Origin of the sequence: Rhodococcoides kyotonense, from assembly GCF_001645385.1 — a bacterium.
Lineage (GTDB): Bacteria > Actinomycetota > Actinomycetes > Mycobacteriales > Mycobacteriaceae > Rhodococcoides > Rhodococcoides kyotonensis_B.
Genome location: NZ_LVHI01000023.1, coordinates 411,568 through 430,290, shown reverse-complemented (window position 1 = coordinate 430,290; position 18,723 = coordinate 411,568). Strand labels below are relative to the sequence as shown.

At 66.1% G+C, this 18,723-nt stretch carries 15 protein-coding genes; 7 read left to right on the top strand and 8 right to left on the bottom strand.

Going from position 1 to position 18,723, the window contains the following annotated elements; translation table 11 throughout:
- Positions 1–3: 3 nt before the first annotated feature.
- The 3 genes from A3K89_RS17890 to A3K89_RS17880 all read right to left on the bottom strand — a co-directional run bounded on the left by A3K89_RS17890 (position 4) and on the right by A3K89_RS17880 (position 7,508).
- Complete coding sequence (locus A3K89_RS17890) at positions 4–3,417, bottom strand: pyruvate carboxylase (RefSeq protein ID WP_068428508.1); 3,414 nt, start codon at positions 3,415–3,417, stop codon at positions 4–6.
- A 110-nt stretch (positions 3,418–3,527) separates the two neighbouring features.
- A complete protein-coding gene (recG, locus tag A3K89_RS17885; protein ID WP_068428503.1) occupies positions 3,528–5,789 on the bottom strand; it encodes an ATP-dependent DNA helicase RecG in 2,262 nt (753 codons plus the stop codon).
- Positions 5,790–5,819: 30 nt separating this feature from the next.
- Positions 5,820–7,508, bottom strand: a complete 1,689-nt coding sequence (locus tag A3K89_RS17880; protein ID WP_174551450.1) for a DAK2 domain-containing protein — start codon at positions 7,506–7,508, stop codon at positions 5,820–5,822.
- Between the two features lie 264 nt (positions 7,509–7,772).
- On the opposite strand from A3K89_RS17880, the gene rpmB reads away from it, so the two are divergent.
- Together rpmB and A3K89_RS17870 are read left to right on the top strand one after the other, a co-directional pair.
- The gene (gene rpmB, locus A3K89_RS17875; protein WP_008717389.1) at positions 7,773–7,964 is read left to right on the top strand and encodes a 50S ribosomal protein L28; all 192 of its coding nucleotides are present in this window, start codon (positions 7,773–7,775) and stop codon (positions 7,962–7,964) included.
- Positions 7,965–8,100: 136 nt separating this feature from the next.
- The gene (locus tag A3K89_RS17870) at positions 8,101–8,889 is read left to right on the top strand and encodes an enoyl-CoA hydratase/isomerase family protein (RefSeq protein WP_068429141.1); all 789 of its coding nucleotides are present in this window, start codon (positions 8,101–8,103) and stop codon (positions 8,887–8,889) included.
- A 12-nt stretch (positions 8,890–8,901) separates the two neighbouring features.
- Here A3K89_RS17870 and A3K89_RS17865 read toward each other — a convergent pair whose 3' ends face one another.
- Together A3K89_RS17865 and A3K89_RS17860 are read right to left on the bottom strand one after the other, a co-directional pair.
- Positions 8,902–9,594 (bottom strand): uracil-DNA glycosylase, encoded by a 693-nt coding sequence (locus A3K89_RS17865; protein ID WP_068429139.1) that lies wholly within the window; start codon positions 9,592–9,594, stop codon positions 8,902–8,904.
- A 28-nt stretch (positions 9,595–9,622) separates the two neighbouring features.
- Positions 9,623–10,579, bottom strand: a complete 957-nt coding sequence (locus tag A3K89_RS17860; protein WP_084423862.1) for a thiamine-phosphate kinase — start codon at positions 10,577–10,579, stop codon at positions 9,623–9,625.
- Between the two features lie 170 nt (positions 10,580–10,749).
- On the opposite strand from A3K89_RS17860, the gene A3K89_RS17855 reads away from it, so the two are divergent.
- Together A3K89_RS17855 and A3K89_RS17850 are read left to right on the top strand one after the other, a co-directional pair.
- Complete coding sequence (locus tag A3K89_RS17855) at positions 10,750–10,983, top strand: Lrp/AsnC ligand binding domain-containing protein (protein WP_068428494.1); 234 nt, start codon at positions 10,750–10,752, stop codon at positions 10,981–10,983.
- Positions 10,984–11,011: 28 nt separating this feature from the next.
- Entirely contained in the window at positions 11,012–11,620 is a 609-nt protein-coding gene (locus A3K89_RS17850) for a DUF3515 domain-containing protein (RefSeq protein WP_068428491.1), read from the top strand.
- On the opposite strand, the gene A3K89_RS17845 is transcribed toward A3K89_RS17850, so the two are convergent.
- Together A3K89_RS17845 and A3K89_RS17840 are read right to left on the bottom strand one after the other, a co-directional pair.
- Complete coding sequence (locus tag A3K89_RS17845) at positions 11,617–12,723, bottom strand: D-alanine--D-alanine ligase family protein (protein ID WP_068429138.1); 1,107 nt, start codon at positions 12,721–12,723, stop codon at positions 11,617–11,619. The genes A3K89_RS17850 and A3K89_RS17845 overlap by 4 nt on opposite strands.
- 51 nt (positions 12,724–12,774) lie before the next feature.
- Positions 12,775–13,773 carry an NAD(P)H-dependent glycerol-3-phosphate dehydrogenase gene (locus A3K89_RS17840; RefSeq protein WP_068428489.1) on the bottom strand — a complete coding sequence of 333 codons (999 nt, stop codon included), beginning with the start codon at positions 13,771–13,773 and terminating at the stop codon, positions 12,775–12,777.
- A 142-nt stretch (positions 13,774–13,915) separates the two neighbouring features.
- Between A3K89_RS17840 and cofC the strand changes: the two genes are divergently transcribed.
- From cofC to A3K89_RS17825, 3 genes are all read left to right on the top strand, one after another.
- Positions 13,916–14,563, top strand: coding sequence for a 2-phospho-L-lactate guanylyltransferase (cofC, locus tag A3K89_RS17835; RefSeq protein WP_174551449.1), 648 nt, complete (start codon positions 13,916–13,918; stop codon positions 14,561–14,563).
- A gap of 158 nt (positions 14,564–14,721) precedes the next feature.
- Positions 14,722–16,857, top strand: a complete 2,136-nt coding sequence (locus A3K89_RS17830; protein WP_371828814.1) for an RNA degradosome polyphosphate kinase — start codon at positions 14,722–14,724, stop codon at positions 16,855–16,857.
- Complete coding sequence (locus A3K89_RS17825) at positions 16,857–17,792, top strand: NUDIX hydrolase (protein WP_068428480.1); 936 nt, start codon at positions 16,857–16,859, stop codon at positions 17,790–17,792. Before A3K89_RS17830 ends, A3K89_RS17825 begins: the two co-directional genes overlap by 1 nt.
- Positions 17,793–17,935: 143 nt before the next feature.
- Here the strand turns inward: A3K89_RS17825 and A3K89_RS17820 are convergent, their stop codons facing one another.
- Positions 17,936–18,631, bottom strand: a complete 696-nt coding sequence (locus A3K89_RS17820; protein WP_068428477.1) for an HU family DNA-binding protein — start codon at positions 18,629–18,631, stop codon at positions 17,936–17,938.
- Between the last annotated feature and the right edge of the window lie 92 nt (positions 18,632–18,723).

Sequence of the window (18,723 nt, the reverse complement as noted above, 5' to 3'; positions counted from 1 at the left end):
GCATCACGCGCTCGGCGCCTCCGCGCCCGATCCGGTTTTGATCACCAGCAGCAGATCGCCGCCTTCGACCTGCTGGACGTTGCCGATCGCGAGACGGGTGACCGTGCCACCCTTGGGGGCGGTGATCGCGGCTTCCATCTTCATGGCCTCGATCGTGCCGACGACGTCTCCCGCGGCGATCTTGTCGCCTTCGGACACCGACAGCGTGACGACGCCTGCGAACGGGGCAGGCACGTGTCCGGGATCGGACCGATCCGCTTTCTCCACCGTCGGGGCATCGGAGGCGATCGAGCGGTCCCGCACCGACACCGGCCGCAACTGGCCGTTGAGGATGCACATGACCGTGCGCATGCCGCGCTCGTCGGCGTCGGAGATCGCTTCGAGTCCGATGAGCAGTTCGACGCCCTTCTCAAGCTTGACCCGGTGCTCCTCGCCCTGACGCAGGCCGTAGAAGAACTGGTTCGCCGACAGCCGCGACGTGTCGCCGTACTTCTCGCGGTGCGCTGCCAGTTCGGCCGTCGGTCCGGGAAACAGCAAGCGATTCAGTGCATCTCGACGCTGGGCAGAGGTTCCGTCGAGCGATTTCTCGTCCTCCTCCGAGATCGGCGTCTCGGGCTTGGGCTCGGTGCGACCTTCCAATGCCTTCGTGCGCAACGGTTCCGGCCATCCGCCCGCGGGTGTGCCCAGTTCTCCGCGCAGGAATCCGACGACCGAGTCCGGAACGTCGTATGCCCGTGGGTTCTCGGCGAACTCCTCGGCCGACGCGCCCGCGCCGACCAGAGCCAGCGCGAGATCGCCGACGACCTTGGACGACGGTGTCACCTTGACCAGACGGCCCAGCATCCGGTCGGCCGCAGCGTAGTTCGCTTCGACGGTCTCGAACCTGTCGCCGAGGCCGAGGGCGATCGCCTGCTGCCGCAGGTTCGACAACTGGCCGCCCGGAATCTCGTGCGTGTAGACGCGGCCCGTCGGTGCCGGAAGTCCGGACTCGAACGGCGCGTACACCTTGCGCAGCGCCTCCCAGTACGGTTCGAGGTCGCATACCGCGTCCAGGTCGAGACCGGTGTCGCGCTCGGAATGTGCTGCCGCGGCGACGATCGCCGACAGTGCGGGCTGCGAGGTGGTTCCGGCCATCGCGGCGCTTGCACCGTCGACGGCGTCCGCGCCTGCCTCCCACGCAGCGAGATACGTCGCCAACTGTCCGCCCGGCGTGTCGTGCGTGTGCACGTGCACCGGGAGATCGAAGTTCGAGCGCAGTGCTGTCACAAGGGTTTTCGCGGCAGGAGCACGCAACAGGCCTGCCATGTCCTTGATCGCGAGGATGTGCGCACCGGCGTCGACGATCTGCTCGGCCAGCTTCAGGTAGTAGTCGAGCGTGTAGAGCGATTCGTTCGGGTTGGACAGGTCGCCGGTGTAGCTGAGCGCGACTTCCGCGATGGCCGTACCGGTTTCACGCACCGCGTCGATCGCCGGACGCATCTGGTCGACGTTGTTGAGCGCGTCGAAGATGCGGAAGATGTCGATACCGGTGTCGGTGGCCTCCGCGACGAAGCTGCGGGTCACCTTCTCCGGGTACGGGGTGTAGCCGACGGTGTTGCGTCCGCGAAGCAGCATCTGCAGCGCGATGTTCGGCACCGCTTCACGCAACGCCGCGAGGCGCTCCCACGGGTCCTCGTGCAGGAACCGCAGCGCCACATCGTACGTCGCACCGCCCCATGCCTCGATCGACAACAGTTCCGGCGTCGTACGCGCGACGTAGGGTGCCACCATCAGCAGCCCGGACGTTCGTACACGCGTCGCGAGCAGCGACTGGTGCGCGTCGCGGAACGTCGTGTCGGTGACGCCGAGCGCCTTGCGACTGCGCAGATCGCGCGCGAAGCCCTCGGGCCCGAGCGCGAGCAGACGCTGACGACTGCCGTCCGGAATGGGCTTCGAGAAGTCCACCTCGGGAAGCTTGTCCTGCGGGTACACCGTCGACGGGCGCTCCCCGTGCGGCTTGTTGACCGTCACGTCGGCGAGGTAGTTGAGGATCTTCGTGCCGCGGTCACCCGAGGTGCGCGAGGTCAACAGCTCCGGACGTTCCTCGATGAACGACGTCGTGACGCGTCCCGCGGTGAAGTCGGGATCGACCAGAACGGCCTGCAGGAACGGGATGTTCGTCGCGACACCGCGGATGCGGAACTCGGCCACCGCACGGCGCGCACGCGCCACAGCGGTCTCGAAATCCCGTCCGCGACAAGTCAATTTGACGAGCATCGAGTCGAAGTACGCACCGACCTCGGCGCCGAGCGTCGTACCGCCGTCGAGACGGACACCTGCGCCGCCCGGGGTGCGGTAGGCGGTGATGCGACCGGTGTCGGGACGGAACCCGTTGGCCGGGTCCTCGGTGGTGATGCGGCACTGCAGTGCGGCACCGCGCAGCACGATCTTGTCCTGGCTCAGGCCGAGGTCGGCAAGGGTCTCCCCCGACGCGATCCGTAGCTGTGCCTGCACGAGGTCGACGTCGGTCACTTCCTCGGTCACGGTGTGCTCGACCTGGATGCGAGGGTTCATCTCGATGAAGACGTGGTTGCCCCGAGTGTCGAGCAGGAACTCGACGGTGCCTGCACACGAGTAGCCGATCTCTTTCGCGAACGCGACGGCGTCGGCGCAGATCTTCTCGCGCACCTCGGCGGGAAGGTTGGGTGCGGGTGCGAGCTCGATGACCTTCTGGTGTCGACGCTGCAGGCTGCAGTCGCGCTCGAAGAGATGGACGACGTTGCCCTCGCCGTCGGCGAGGATCTGGACCTCGATGTGACGCGGGTCGATGACGGCCTGTTCGAGGAACACCGTCGGATCGCCGAACGCCGACTCCGCCTCACGCGCCGCGGCCTCGATGGACTCACGCAGCTGCGCGGGTTCGGCCACGCGTCGCATACCGCGGCCACCGCCACCGGCCACGGCTTTGACGAACACGGGGAAGGTCATCGATTCGGATGCGGCCACCAACTCGTCGACGTCGCTCGACGGCTCCGACGACGCCAACACGGGCAAGCCTGCACGCTTGGCCGCGGCGATCGCCCTGGCCTTGTTGCCCGTCAGCTCGAGCACGTCGGACGACGGCCCGACGAACGTGATGCCTGCCTCGGCGCACGCGGCGGCGAGGTCCGGGTTCTCCGAGAGGAACCCGTAGCCCGGGTACACCGCGTCGGCGCCTGCCCGTTTCGCGGCGGCGACGATCTCGGACACGGACAGGTAGGCGCGAACGGGGTGACCCTTCTCGCCGATCTCGTACGCCTCGTCGGCCTTCGTTCGATGGACCGAGTTGCGATCCTCGAAGGGGAAGACAGCCACTGTCGCGGCACCCAACTCGTACGACGCGCGGAACGCTCGGATGGCGATCTCGCCGCGATTTGCAACCAACACTTTGGAGAACATTGGCTCAACCTACCGCCGCCGAGCGCTGTCGATGTGACCTCAGTCTCGAGATGTGGGACAAATTGACCAAAATGCGTTGCTTGAACGGTGCAGAGGTCGGCAGACCCCGGTCAGGACTTGTCGAGGAAGTCTATTCGGTCCGACCGCCACGCCGATTTCATCATCGTGGCGATGCCCGGGCTGTTCTCCAACTGCGGGTCTGCGTCGAACAACGCGCGGGCGCAGTCGTGCGCGTCGGCGATGACGTCCTCGTCGTCGAAGAGCGAGAGCAGACGAAGGCTGCTGACCGTGCCGGACTGCGCTGCTCCGAGGACGTCGCCTTCACGCCGCATCGCGAGGTCGAGCTTGGCCAGCTCGAATCCGTCGTTCGTGGCCGCCACCGACTTCAAGCGCTCTGCCGTCGGACCGCCGCCGCCGAGTTGGGTGATCATGATGCACAGACCCTGGTGGCCACCTCGGCCGATACGGCCGCGCAATTGATGCAACTGACTGATCCCGAACCTGTCGGCGTCGACGATCACCATCACCGTCGCGTTGGGCACGTCCACGCCGACTTCGACGACGGTCGTGCAGACGAGAACGTCGATCTCGCCCGCATTGAACTCGGACATCGCGACGTCCTTCTCGTCGGACGGCATACGTCCGTGCAGGAGTCCCACTCGTAGCTGCGCCAGCGGACCGTCACGCAGCATGTCGAACATGTCGAGCGCGGCCTTCGGCTTGGGCAGATTCGTTCCCTCGTCGGACGCCTTCTTGGCCGGCTTCTCGTCCTCGTCGCCGCCGATCCGCGAACACACGACGTACGCCTGCCTACCCTGCTCGACCTCTTCGACGATGCGTTCCCACGCGCGACCGACCCACGCCGGCTTGTCCTTCGACGACACGACGTTGCTGACGATCGGCGATCGACCACGCGGAAGTTGCGTCAGCGTGGACGTTTCGAGATCACCGAGGGACGACATCGCGATGGTTCGCGGAATCGGCGTCGCCGTCATCACGAGCAGGTGTGGGCTCGTGCCCTCACGGGCTTTACCCCGCAGCGCATCTCGCTGTTCGACGCCGAATCGGTGTTGCTCGTCGACGACGACCATGCCCAGGTCCATGAATTCGACGCGGTCCTGGATGAGTGCATGCGTGCCGATGACGATGCCTGCATCCCCGGTGACCACGTCCAGCAACGCCGACCTCTTGGCCGCCGTACTCATCGACCCGGTGAGCAACGCGACCTTCGTCGCGAGATCGTGCGATCCCAGTTCGCCCGCGGTCGCGAGCGAACCGAGCATCGACGTGATGGAACGAGCGTGCTGGGCGGCAAGCACTTCCGTCGGTGCCAACAACGCACATTGGTGGCCTGCGTCGACGACCTGCAACATCGCCCGCAGCGCGACGACGGTCTTACCCGAGCCGACTTCGCCCTGCAGCAGCCGGGACATCGGGTGGCCCTGGGACAGGTCGTCGGAGATCTCCCCCGCGACGGTGAGCTGACCTTCGGTCAGCGAGAACGGAAGTCGGCGTTCGAATTCGGCCGCGATGCCGTCGGTCCGCGGCGGGCACGGCGGAGCCGACCGCGCCTGGACGTCCCGACGCCTCGATGCCAGCACCAACTGCACCGCGAGCGCCTCGTCGAACTTCAGACGCTCACGGGCTTGTTCCTTCTGCTCCGAGGAGTCCGGAAAGTGAATCCATCGAAGTGCGGTGTCCAGGTCGACGAGATCGCGATCGGCCAGGATGTCGGCCGGAACAGGATCCGGCGTCGGGTCGAGTCGGTCGAGAACCTGACGAACGCAGCGCATGAACGTCCAGCTCTCGACGTCCTTGGTGGCCGGATAGATCGGCACGTACCTGCGCTCGAACATGGCCATGTCCACGCTGCCCGAGGAGTCGACCGACCCGCGAGCCAAGCCGGCGAGCGCCCCGCCTCCGACGATCCGGCCGGCCGGCACGATCGCGCCGTCCTCGTCGTCACCACCGAGCAGCACGTAACTGGGGTGTGCGAGATTCCAGCGACGGCCGAAGTACTTGACCTTCCCGGAGAACATGCCACGGCGTCCCGGCACCAGGACGTGCTTGAGTTTGTGCGGGTTGAAGAAGCTGGCGTCGATCTGCTGGCCGTCGGCCGCGAGCGACACCGCGAGAAACTGGCCCTTGCGTACCTTCATCTGCCGCATCGTCGCCGACGAGATGGTGGCGACGATGGTGATGTGTTCACCTTCCGGCGGTTCCTTCTCGCTGAGTTCCCCGCCGTGGGTCATGTACCGGTGTGGGTAATGACGCAGCAGGTCCTCGACGGTGGAGATGTCGAAGAACTCGTGCAGCGGCGTGGCCACAGTGGCGCCCAACACGGAGTCGAGCCGATCCGAGAGTACGGCCATGATTGCTTGTCGTCCGTCCCTTCTCGTCAGTCACTCGATGCCGAGCTGCGCCAGTTCGTCCATCTGCCCGCCGTGGTAGACGACGACTTCCACACCTGGATAGCGGGTGCGTACGTGTTCGGTCAGCTGCTCACCCAACTCGTCCGACGCGGCCCGCCCCATCAGCATCGTCACCATCTCACCACCCACCGACAGAAGTTGATCGAGCAGGTCGCGGCCGGCGGTGACCCCGTCGGGGCCGATGACGACGACTTCGTGCCCGACGAGTCCGAGACCGTCACCGGGCTCGCAGGTTCCGACCCACGTGAGCGAGCGTTCCTCGGCGTGACGCAGCGACGCCCACCGGGTGCCGGCCGCCGCTTCGGACATCGCGAAGGCGTCGTCCACCGCTGCACGCGACGCGTCGTGGACCGCGAGCGCAGCGAGTCCTTGCACCATCGAACCGGACGGCAGCATCAGCACGTCCTTGCCCGCGTTGCGCGACGCGATGCTGACGTGCACCAATTCCTGGGCGGACAGAGCTCCGTTGGGCAGGACGAGAACTTCGGGGTGGTTCGACTCGACGATCGCGGCGCACAGTTCGGCAGGCCCGAGGCGTTGTCTGTCGGATCGGAGGACGCTCGCACCCTCGCCCGAGTAGAGCCCTTCGGCACCGTCGCCCGCCACGACCGCGAGAATGTCGCGCCCACCGCGAACGTCGGCAGTGGAGTCACCCGGGTGACAGTGCCCACCCGAACCCGCCTCGGCGGACTCCAGCACTTCGATCCTCACCCCGTGCACGTTCCCGATCTTCAGACCGACATCCACGGCCAGCCCTGCATTGGCGGTGTGGACGTGCGCGGACCACCCGCCGTCGCCGTCGCCCGCCACGACGACGGAATCCCCGATGTCTGCGAGGCCGAGTCGAAGCTGTCGCGCACCGTCGTCGTCGATGTCGCGAATCCCGTACAGAACTTCGTATCCGACCGTCGCTTCGCCGTGCGTGACGTCGCCGACAGCCGTCGCGCGCGGCAGCAACCGGGGTGAGGCGCTTCGTCGCGTCTGCGGGTCGACCCGTCGGTGATAACGCTGCCGCGACGGGACAGCACCGGTCAGCGTGGTGGCGAGTGCGTCGAGCATCACGCGGAGACCGAGTGCTCCGGCGTCGACGACACCTGCTGCGTCGAGCGCGGGCAACTGCTTGCGTGTGCGATCCAGCCCACTGGACGCCGATTCGGCAGCCCGGCGAGCCACCACCGCCACGTCGGCCTGCCGATCGAGCGACGCCACGTCCTCGGCCACCCGCGCGAGCACGCTGACGATGGTGCCCTGCACCGGAACGCTGACGACCTCGACGACGAGTTCGGCTGCGCGCACGAGAGCATCGGTCAACGCCGCACCGTCGAATGAGCCACGAGACGCCACTTCGGCGACCGCTCGCAGAACCTGCGACACGATGACGCCCGAGTTTCCTCGCGCGCCTGCCACTGCTCCCGCCGCGAGGGCCGACGCCGTCGCCCGCAGATCCGCGTCGGGTCCGGCCGCACGCATGCTCTCGACGGCGGCGCGGACGGTGAACACCAGATTCGTTCCGGTGTCGGAATCGGGGATGGGAAAGACGTTCAGCTCGTTGATTTCGTCGCACCGCGCGGTCAGATCGTCGACACATCGGTACGCCCACGTACGCAACTCGTCGACGCCGAGTTCTGTCGACGTCGCCTCGAGCTCGCTCTCCGCCACGTACACCCCCTGTTCGACGCTGCAGATCGATCGAGAACTCCCCGTCCGTCGGCGGACCGACACCGGACAAGCCTAGACTCGGTGACGCGCGGCTACCGTTCCCAGCGGCTGTGACGTACGCCCTCAGGTGGCGGTTTGGTTAATTCCGGGGGCACGGCTATTCTTGCAGGGTTGCCTGATGCGGCACGGTGTGCTGTGCGCGCCGTACGTGTCGGAGCAAATGCCCTCATGTAATGAACAACATCTATCAAGGAGTTCGCGACTATGGCTGCCGTCTGCGACGTATGCGCCAAGGGGCCCGGCTTCGGTAAGTCGGTCTCGCACTCGCACCGACGGACCAACCGTCGCTGGAACCCGAACATCCAGACCGTTCACGCTCAGGTTGCCCCCGGCAACAGCAAGCGCATGAACGTGTGCACCTCCTGCCTCAAGGCCGGCAAGGTGGTTCGGGGCTGATCGAGCCCTCACCGACTGCATCATCGACTGTGCCCCGACGCTGTTCAGCGCCGGGGCACAGTTGTTTTCGGGGGCATCGTCGTATCTGCCGGAGGGGGTTCGCGTCCGCTCGGGTGAGGCACGTTACAGTGCGACGGTGACCAACATCGAAAGCGCGAACTACGTCCATCTCGAGGACGGTGTACTGAGAATCACCGTGGCCACCGAGGCCGCGGGAACGTCGCTGAACGGTGACGCGATGACGGAAGGCGCTGCGGCACTTCGGTTGCTGAACGCAGACGAACTTCGCGCGGGATGTGTTCTGCTCGTCGGATCCGGTCCGAACTTCTGTGCAGGCGGCAACGTCCGCGCCTTCGCCGACGCACCCGATCGCGGCGCGTACGTGCGCGAGGTCGCCGACGCGTTCCACGCTTTCGTCTCCGAGCTCGCCGCAGCCACGGCGCCCATCGTCGCAGGCGTCCAGGGTTGGGCGGCGGGCGCGGGCATGAGCATCGTGTGCCACGCCGACGTCGCGATCGGCGGCCGCGCGACCAAACTTCGTCCCGCCTACCCCGGAATCGGATTCACTCCGGACGGCGGACTGACGTGGACGCTCCCCCGCATCGTCGGTTCCACTCGGGCGCGGGACATTCTGCTGAACGACTCGATCATCAACGGCGAGGAAGCCGTTCGCCTCGGCATCCTCAGCCGTCTGGTGGGTGACGACATCATCGTGAGCGAGGCCGAACGTCTGGCGCGCACGTTCGCCGCGGGCCCGACCGCGGCGTTCCAGGGCGTGAAAGCGCTGCTGTTGCAGTCCGAGAACAACACTCTCGCACAGCAATTGGCTGCGGAGACGGAGTCCATCTCGGCCGCCGCCGACAGTCCTACCGGACGCGAAGGCGTCGACGCGTTCGTCGAGAAGCGTCGCCCCGACTTCTCCTGATCCTCTCCTCCGCTAGGGCAGCCGCCAGTCGATCGGCCGGTGGCCGCCGTCGGCGAGGATGTCGTTCGTTCTGCTGAACGGCCGAGAACCGAAGAATCCGCGCGACGCGGACAGCGGTGAGGGATGGGCCGATTCGATGTACGGGGTGCTTCCGAGCATCGGCTTCAGCGTCGCCGCGTCGCGTCCCCACAGAATGGCGACCAAGCCCGCCGATTCACCGGATTCGGAGCGGGCGACGAGCGCTCGAATGGCCTGTTCCGTCACCGCTTCCCACCCTTTCCGTCGGTGCGACGCGGCGACACCCGGTTCGACGGTGAGGACTCGATTCAGCAGCAGCACACCCTGATCCGCCCACGGCGTCAGATCGCCGGAGGTAGGCGTCGGGAAGCCGAGATCCTCGGTGTACTCCTTGAAGATGTTCGCGAGCGAACGCGGCACCGGGCGCACATCCGGGGCGACCGAGAAGCTCAGTCCCACCGCATGTCCCGGCGTCGGGTACGGGTCCTGCCCGACGATCAGGACACGGACGTCGTCGAACGGTCGGGTGAACGCGCGCAACACGTTGTCCCCCGACGGCAGATACTGCCGACCGTTCGCGACCTCCTCACGCAGGAAGTTCCCCATGTGCGTGATTCGATCCTCGACCGGGGAGAGCGCTGTAGCCCAACCCTTTTCGACTACCTCCGCGAGCTGCTTCTTCGTCATATCGTGCAACATAGCCGAGAAACCGTCCTCACACGGAGAAGCTCGACCAGCCGTGGCTCCCGTCGTGGCCTCTCCCGTCGACGGTGACGCCCGACCCGTCGTGCACGGCCCCGATCACGACCCATCCGTCGGGCAGAATCACGCTCGCCGGGAAGGTTCCGGCGAACGCATGGTCCTCACCTCCGCCGAGCATCCAGTCGAACACGGACACCCCGAGTTCGTTTGCCGCAGAGCGCATGTCGTCGTCAGGGTGCAGCAGTTCCGTGACGACGTCGATCGACACGGACGACGCGTCCGCGATGTGCCCGAGGTCGGCGAGCAACCCGTCGGAGACGTCGGTGAGCGACGTCGCACCCGCACGCGCGGCAGCCGCCCCTCGGGAATAGTCCGGGCTGGGAACCCGATGCGCGTCGACGAGTCCGTCGTGACCGTCGATTCCCGCCAGCAGGACGGCGAGCCCAGCGGCCGACCGTCCCAGCCGACCGGCGACGGCGACGACGTCTCCCGGTTGCGCCCCGGAACGGAGTACGGCGGGTCGCCCGTCCAGATCCCCCAGGGCGGTGATCGAAATCACGAGGCTTTCCGACTGCACGAGATCACCGCCGACGATGCCCGCTCCCGTGCGCTCGGCTTCGAGCCACAGCCCGTCGGTGAGTCCGTCGGTGACCGAGATCGGCGTGTCCGACGGGCAGCCGAGGGCGACGAGGAAGCCGGTGCACCGTGCACCCATCGCCACGACGTCCGCAGCGTTCTGCGCAATCGCTTTACGTCCGATGTCGACCGGACTCGACCAGTCCAGTCGAAAATGCCTGCCCTGCACCAACATATCCGTCGTAGCCACGACCGATCGCGAGGGCGCGGCGACGATCGCCGCGTCGTCTCCCGGGCCGAGGACCGTGTCGGCCGGATGATGCCGCCCCTGGGTGATCCTGTCGATGACACCGAACTCGCCGACGCTGCCGACGGTCGTCTCTCCGTTGTCGATGACGAAAGCTCCCTCGTGTCGATGGTGGTCGTGCGCGCGAGGACCCGATTCGCCGCTGCGGTACTTTTAGCGGCAGGTGCGCAGGCGGTGAACTGTTCACCACGATCACGTTCCCCTCGCTCGACACTACCGCCGGTGTCGCGGCCGAGGATCGCCGGAAGGGACCAGCAATGGTGCAGATATTCGTCCTCGTTCAGACCGAGGTGGGGCGCGCGGGCCTCGTGGCATCCGCGTTGCGCGAGGTGTCCGGCGTGGTGTCGGCAGAAGCAGTGACCGGACCGTACGACGTCGTCGTGCGCGCCGAGGGTGAAGGCGACGCACAGGTTCGCGACATCGTCGGACACATCCAGAAGGTCGACTCGATCACTCGCACGTTGACCTGCCAGGTCGTCGACCAGCACTGACCTCACACTGCGAAAAGACCGAAGGACCATGAGCGAACCCGAATCCAGGCCCCAGCCACCGACAGAGCCGACACTTCAGGAGCAACCCGAGCGGCGTCACCCGGCGGTCATCGCGACGGCGGTCGCGCTTCCGGTCGCGCTGCTGATCGGTGTCATCGTCGCGGCCGTCATGGTGTCGGGCAAGTCCACGCGCCCACCCGAAGCACTCGGACCGGTGAACGCGCCCGAAGCCGAGAGTCCGGAATGCACCTCGCTGCTGGGCGCTCTGCCCGAGCAACTCGGTGACTACCGCTCGGCCGAACTGCTCGACCCTGCCCCGGCGGGCGCTCGCGCGTGGGCACCAGGCGACGACGAGTCCGAACCTGTCGTCCTGCGTTGTGGCCTCGACCGACCTGACGGGTTCGACGTCGCAGCGCCCCTGCAGGTCGTCAACGATGTGCAATGGTTCGAGGTGTCCGGTGCCGACTCCGGCATCGACGCCAGTACGTGGTTCGCCGTCGACCGCGCCGTCTACGTCGCATTGACCGTTCCCGGTGGGTCGGGACCGACACCGCTGCAGGACGCGTCGAACGCAATCACCGCCGCATTGCCGCAGACACCGCTCGATCCTGCGCCTCTGCGTCAGACCCCGAACTAGCGCAGTCCGACACCCCGGGCGACGGCCGTCTCGATCAACGTATCGAGCAGGGCCCCGTACTCGACACCGCTTTCGCCCCACATCTTCGGGTACATCGAGATCGAGGTGAATCCGGGCATCGTGTTGATCTCGTTGATGACGGGGCCGTCGTCGGTGACGAAGAAGTCGACACGCGCGAGTCCCTGGCAATCGAGCGCACGGAACGCGTCGACCGCGATCGCACGGATTCGGTCGGCGACGTCCTCGGAAAGATCGGCGGGCAAGTCGAATTCGGTGACGTCGTCGAGGTACTTGCTGTCGAAGTCGTAGAACGAGTGGTCGTTCGCGTCGGCGCCGGGCAACTTGATCTCGGCGACCGCGCTCGCGCGCACGGCACCGTCCGGAAACTCGAGAACACCGCACTCGACCTCACGCCCGTGAATGGCCGCTTCCACAACCACTTTCGGATCGTGGCGACGAGCCTCGGCGATGGCCGCCGGAAGTTGGCTCCACGCGACGATCCGTGAGATGCCGATGGACGATCCGCCACGCGCGGGCTTGACGAATGCGGGCAGTCCGATCGAATCCTGCTGCGCAGGGGTCAACGATTCGGTGTCGTGCCGGAGCACCACCTGCCTGCCGACCGGCAGCCCCTCCGCCGCCAACAGCTTCTTCGTGAACTCCTTGTCCATTCCCGCAGCGCTGGCGAGGACGCCCGGGCCGACGTACGGAATGCCTGCGAGCTCGAGCAACCCCTGAACTGTTCCGTCCTCGCCGTACGGTCCGTGCAGGATCGGGAAGACGACGTCGACGGCGTCGAGAACCTTGCCCGCGTCGCCCTCCCCGAGTCCGACGAGCGCGCCTCGACGGGTCGGATCGGCCGTCAGTGCCAGCGCGACGCCGTCCTTGTCCACGGACGGAAGTTCACGGCCGTGGATGGCCAGTGCTTCGAGGTCCGAGGCGCCGAGCACCCAGGCGCCGTCGGTGGTGATGCCGATCGGGACGACCTCGTACCGCTCCGGATCGAGATGCTTCAGCACGCTGCCTGCGGATACACAGGACACGGCGTGCTCGTTGCTCCGGCCGCCGAAGAGGACGGCGACCTTGGTACGGGGTGTGCTCACGGTTCCAAACCGTACCGCCACCTCATCGGCCACAGTGGACGTGGCCCACCTTCACTCGGGCTTGATACGACGGCCGAGCAGATGCCCGACGGCGTCGGGAACCGACAATCCTTCGTGGCACACGCGGTGGACCGCTTCGGTGAGCGGCATCTCGACGTCGTAGCTCTCGGCCAGCGCACGTACCGACGTGCAGGACTTGACGCCCTCGGCGACCTGACCGTGTGCAGCTTCCTGCGCACTCTCCATCGATCCGCCCGACCCGAGACGCTCACCGAACGTGCGGTTGCGCGACAGCGTCGACGAGCATGTCGCGACGAGATCGCCGACGCCCGCGAGACCGGCCAGCGTCGCCGGCTTCGCGCCGAGCGCGGTGCCGAGCCGAATGATCTCGGCGAGGCCGCGCGTCATGATCGACGCGAGCGTGTTCTCGCCGTAGCCGACGCCACTCGCCATTCCGCAGGCGAGGGCGATGACGTTCTTGCACGCACCGCCGATTTCGCAGCCGATGACGTCGGAATTGGTGTAGGGACGGAAATAGCCTGTCGCACAGGACTTCTGAATCTCGAGCGCGCGCCTGGAATCCGGGCATGCGATGACCGTTGCAGCCGGCTGACCCTCCGCGATCGGCCGCGCGAGATTCGGGCCGGACAACGACGCGATCCGACTGGGATCCGCCCCCGTCACCTGACCGACCACCTGACTCATACGCAGCAAGGTTCCGGTCTCGATTCCCTTGGCCAGACTGAGCAGCGTCGCATCCGCCGGAATGAAGTCGGTCCACGTGGCCAGGTTGGCGCGCAACGACTGCGAGGGCACCGCGAGCACGACGATGTCGGCCCCGTCGAGCGCCGTCTCCGGGTCGCTCGTGGCCGAGATCGACGACGGCAACGTGATTCCGGGGAGATAGTCGGTGTTCTCGTGCTTGTCGGCGATCGCCGACGCCAACTCCTCACGTCGGGCCCACATCGTGACGTCCGTCCCGGCATCGGCAAGCACTTTCGCGAATGCCGTTCCCCACGATCCGGAACCGAGTACTGCTGCTCTGGTCATCGAAAACCACCTTCTCGAAAAGTCTCGCCGGAATCCGCGTCGGCCACCCCGCCAGCATGCCGCCGCATCACAGTAGCCGCCCGAGCCCCGTCACCGAGGTCGAACTCGGCGCGCGACGCGCACGCTGGCAGGATCGGTACCCATGAGTACCGCCCACGTGGTCATCGCAGTGAAGGATCTGACCACCGCCAAGACGAGGTTGGCCGATTCGTTCTCGGACGTCGATCGGGCGCGGCTCGTCGTGGCGATGCTGCGTGACACCGTGCAGGCGGCCCGTGCGGTGGAGGCAGTCGGGTCGATCACCGTCGTCACGCCGGATCCGACCGTCGCCGACGTGGCGGACGAGTTGGGGGCTCTCGTCGTCGAGGATCCGGCAGGCGAGGACGGCACGTCCGCCGACCGACTGAACTCGGCGTTCTCGGCTGCGATGACCTCCGCTCGTGCCGGCGGAGAACACGACATCATCGTCCTGCAGGCCGATCTGCCCGCATTGCGTTCGGAGGAACTCGCCGAGGCCTACGAGACCGCACGTCCGGCGTCGAGGTCCGTCGTCAGCGATCATCACGGAACGGGAACGGCTGCACTGATCCTGAAGGCAGGTGCGAGCGACTTCACTCCCCTGTTCGGACCGGCGTCGGCCCAGCGTCACCGACAGTCGGGCGCCGACGATCTCGACGGCACCTGGCCCGGCCTCCGTCTCGACGTGGACACGATCGACGACGTGCGACAAGCACTCTCGTTGGGTGTCGGACCCGCCACCGCGGAAGTTCTCCGTACGCTCGGTTGGTGATGCGGCCACGGCATCGCGATCGAAATGGCCGATCCGAGTTTCAACCGTCGACGGAATGGGGGATGATCGTTCTCGTGAGCGACAGCGAAGTACAGACCGGCGAATCGGAATCCACTGACCCTTCGGGCGGTGTCGAGGCTGCGGAATGGAGTGCTCCCCTGGCGAACGTGACACCGAGCAGTCCGTCCGCCCTACCGGCCGCCACTACTCCCGAGGTCGTGCAGAACAAGGACGCTCTGCCCGAAAATCGTTATCTGAACCGCGAATTGAGCTGGCTGGACTTCAATTCACGCGTTCTCGCTCTCGCGGAGGATTCGTCGCTTCCGCTCCTCGAGCGTGCGAAGTTCCTCGCCATCTTCGCCTCGAATCTCGACGAGTTCTACATGGTCCGCGTCGCAGGACTGAAACGTCGTGACGAGACGGGGCTGTCGGTCCGATCCGCCGACGGTCTCACTCCCCGTGAACAGCTCGCACTGATCGGCGAACGGACACAGGAACTTGCGCGTCGCCACGCGCGGGTGCTGCTCGACTCGATCCTGCCCGAGTTGGCATCCGAGGGCATCGAGATCGTCCGGTGGCGAGACCTCGACGACGCCGAACGCGAACGCCTGTCCGCGTACTTCCAGGAACAGATCTTCCCGGTACTGACACCTCTCGCCGTCGACCCCGCCCACCCGTTCCCGTACATCAGCGGCCTCAGCCTCAATCTCGCTGTCACGGTAAAGGATTACGCCACCGCAGGCGAGCACTTCGCGCGCGTCAAGGTTCCGGACAACGTCGACCGTTTCGTGCGTGTGCGACGCGGCGGCGACGGCCAGTCCGTCGATGCGTTCCTCGCGATGGAAGAGGTCATCTCGGCGCACCTCGACGTCCTGTTCCCCGGAATGGAAGTCGTGGAGAGCCACGCGTTCCGCATCACGCGCAACGCGGATTTCGAGGTCGAGGAAGATCGAGACGAGGATCTGCTGCAGGCACTCGAACGCGAGCTGGCGCGTCGCCGATTCGGTTCGCCGGTCCGCCTCGAGATCGCCGACGACATGACCGAGCACATGCTGGGCCTGCTGTTGCGCGAACTCGACGTCGACCCCGGTGACGTCATCCAGGTGCCGGGCCTCCTCGACCTGTCCTGCCTGTGGCAGGTGTACGGCGTCGACCGTCCCACCCTCAAGGACGCACCGTTCGTGCCTGCGACACATCCGGCGTTCGGCGAGCGCGAAACACCGAAAAGCGTGTTCTCGACGCTGCGCGACGGCGATGTGCTGGTGCAGCATCCGTACGATTCGTTCTCGACGAGTGTGCAGCGCTTCATCGAGCAGGCGGCTGCCGATCCGCACGTGCTCGCCATCAAGCAGACTCTCTACCGCACCTCCGGTGACTCACCGATCGTCAACGCACTCGTCGACGCGGCAGGCGCGGGCAAGCAGGTCGTCGCACTGGTCGAGATCAAGGCGCGGTTCGACGAGCAGGCCAACATCGAATGGGCACGCAAGCTCGAAAAGGCCGGGGTACACGTCGTATACGGTCTCGTCGGCTTGAAGACGCACTGCAAGACGTGCCTCGTCGTTCGACGCGAAGGATCGGTCATTCGTCGGTACTGCCACATCGGAACCGGCAACTACAACCCGAAGACTGCCCGCATCTACGAGGACGTGGGCCTGTTGACGTCGTCGCCCGAGATCGGCGCCGACCTCACCGACCTGTTCAATTCGCTGACCGGATACTCACGCAAGTCCCACTACCGAAATCTCCTGGTGGCTCCGTACGGGGTTCGACGCGGGATCATCGAGCGCATCGAACGCGAGGTCGAGCACAAGCAGGCGGGCCGCAACGCCGGTGTTCGGCTGAAGGCCAACGCGCTCGTGGACGAACAGGTCATCGACGCCCTGTACCGTGCGTCCGCTGCCGGAGTCCCGATTCAGGTCGTCGTGCGCGGCATCTGCGCCCTGAAGCCAGGAGTACCCGGCCTGAGCGAGAACATCGAGGTGCGTTCCATTCTCGGGCGTTTCCTCGAACACTCACGAATACTCGAGTTCCGCGGTTCGGAAGAATTCTGGATCGGTAGCGCGGACATGATGCATCGCAATCTGGACCGCCGCGTGGAAGTCATGGCGCAGGTGAAGGATCCACGGTTGACCGCTCAACTCGACGACATCTTCGAGTCCGCTCTCGACCCGACCACGCGCTGCTGGGTTCTGCAGCCCGACGGCAGCTGGGCCGCGTCGCCCGCACAGGGTGAGACCGTGCGCGAGCACCAGGTCGAGCTGATGCGCAGCCGTCGGAGTCGGGCCTCCTGATGAGCCGCGGCGACAAATCGCTGCGCGCCAACATCTTCGCCGCAGGTGCCGTCCTGTGGCGACGATGCCCCGGCGACGGAGGCGACATTCGTGTCGCTCTCGTTCATCGCCCGAAGTACGACGACTGGTCCTTTCCGAAGGGAAAGATCGACCCGGGCGAGAACGCCGTCGTGGCCGCAGTGCGGGAAGTCGCCGAGGAGACGGGGTTCGACGCCCGATTGGGCCGGTATCTGACCAAGGTCACGTATCCCGTTCCGGGGCACCAGAAGACGAAGAAGGTCGACTACTGGGCCGCGGAAGCACGCGACGGCAAATTCGAAGCTAACTCCGAAGTGGACGAGCTGAGATGGGTCAGCCCCGAGCACGCCGCGCGTGAATTGTCGTATCCGATGGATCGCAAGGTGCTGAACAAATTCCTGAAGCAACCGGCGGACACCCGGACCCTGTTGCTGGTTCGGCACGGTCGCGCCGGGCAACGATCGCGCTACAAAGGCGACGACGCGTTGCGCCCCTTGGACAAGCTCGGACAAACCCAGGCAGCGGCGCTCGTCGGACAGCTGCGAGCGTTCGGAGCGGAGACCGTGCACGCGGCGAATCGGCGGCGGTGTGTGCAAACCGTACAGCCTCTTGCGGACGCGCTGGGGGAACAGATCACGTTGGAACCCTTGCTCTCCGAAGAGGGGTATTGGGAGGACCCGCCGACCGCTCGCCGGCGTGCCCGCGAGATCGCGTCGGCAGATCACGTGACCGCACTGTGCAGTCAGGGCAAGGTCATTCCGGATCTGCTGTCGTGGTGGGCGGAGAAGGACGGCGTCACGCTACCGCCGAACCGTAATCGAAAAGGCAGCGTCTGGGTGCTGACACTGTACGGCGACAAACTGATCGCGGCCGATCACCTGGCGAGCCCGCTGCCGACCGTGCCGGCCGAGGACTGACACGCGGTACGACACAACGGCCGACACAGAATCGGTCCACGGCAACGACATACAGGACGACGACATACAGGACGACGACAGGACCCCGACATCGAATGTCGGGGCCCTGTCGTTGTTTTCGGTACTGCCGTACCGTTCGACGCTTACTTGCGTGCGGTGCGCTTGGCCGGGGCCTTCTTGGCTGCGGTCTTCTTGGCTGCGGTCTTGGCCGGAGCCTTCTTCGCTGCAGCCGTGGTCTTCTTGGCTGCCGTCTTGGCCGGAGCCTTCTTCGCTGCAGCCGTGGTCTTCTTCGCAGCCGTCTTCGCGGGAGCTGCCTTCTTGGCGGCGGCGGTGGTGGTCTTACGGGCCGTCGTCTTGGCCGGTGCTGCCTTCTTGGCGGCGGCGGTGGTGGTCTTGCGGGCCGTCGTCTTGGCCGGTGCTGCCTTCTTGGCTGCCGTGGTCTTACGAGCGGTCGTCTTGACTGCTGCCTTCTTGGCTGCGGTCTTCTTCGCTGCTGCAGTCTTCTTCGCCGGCGCAGCAGCCGATCCACGCTTGACGGCAGGGCCGGACGCCGGAAGCTTCTGTCCGCCAGCGATGACGGCCTTGAACTGAGCACCCGGACGGAAAGCAGGAACGTTGGTCGGCTTCACGCGAACGGTCTCGCCGGTACGAGGGTTGCGCGCGACACGAGCCGCACGGCGACGCTGCTCGAACACACCGAATCCGGTGATGGTGACGCTCTCGCCACGGTGAACTGCACGCACGATGGTGTCGACGATGTTCTCGACAGCCTCGGTCGCGCTCCGCCTGTCAGACCCCAACTTCTCGGTCAGGGCATCGATCAGCTCTGCCTTGTTCATGGATTTCCTCCGCAATATTGTGGCCCATCGTCGGACCGACTACTACAACGGTAAACCCCAAGACGTCAAGAGTCTATGCGCCACGCCAATTT

Coding starts and splice junctions, on each gene's coding strand:
- recG (WP_068428503.1), bottom strand. CDS start 5,789: ATGGCCGTACTCTCGGATCGGCTCGACTCCGTGTTGGGCGCCACTGTG.
- cofC (WP_174551449.1), top strand. CDS start 13,916: ATGAGTACCGCCCACGTGGTCATCGCAGTGAAGGATCTGACCACCGCC.
- A3K89_RS17865 (WP_068429139.1), bottom strand. CDS start 9,594: ATGACGAAGAAGCAGCTCGCGGAGGTAGTCGAAAAGGGTTGGGCTACA.
- A3K89_RS17825 (WP_068428480.1), top strand. CDS start 16,857: ATGAGCCGCGGCGACAAATCGCTGCGCGCCAACATCTTCGCCGCAGGT.
- A3K89_RS17850 (WP_068428491.1), top strand. CDS start 11,012: ATGAGCGAACCCGAATCCAGGCCCCAGCCACCGACAGAGCCGACACTT.
- rpmB (WP_008717389.1), top strand. CDS start 7,773: ATGGCTGCCGTCTGCGACGTATGCGCCAAGGGGCCCGGCTTCGGTAAG.
- A3K89_RS17840 (WP_068428489.1), bottom strand. CDS start 13,773: ATGACCAGAGCAGCAGTACTCGGTTCCGGATCGTGGGGAACGGCATTC.
- A3K89_RS17855 (WP_068428494.1), top strand. CDS start 10,750: ATGGTGCAGATATTCGTCCTCGTTCAGACCGAGGTGGGGCGCGCGGGC.
- A3K89_RS17890 (WP_068428508.1), bottom strand. CDS start 3,417: ATGTTCTCCAAAGTGTTGGTTGCAAATCGCGGCGAGATCGCCATCCGA.
- A3K89_RS17820 (WP_068428477.1), bottom strand. CDS start 18,631: ATGAACAAGGCAGAGCTGATCGATGCCCTGACCGAGAAGTTGGGGTCT.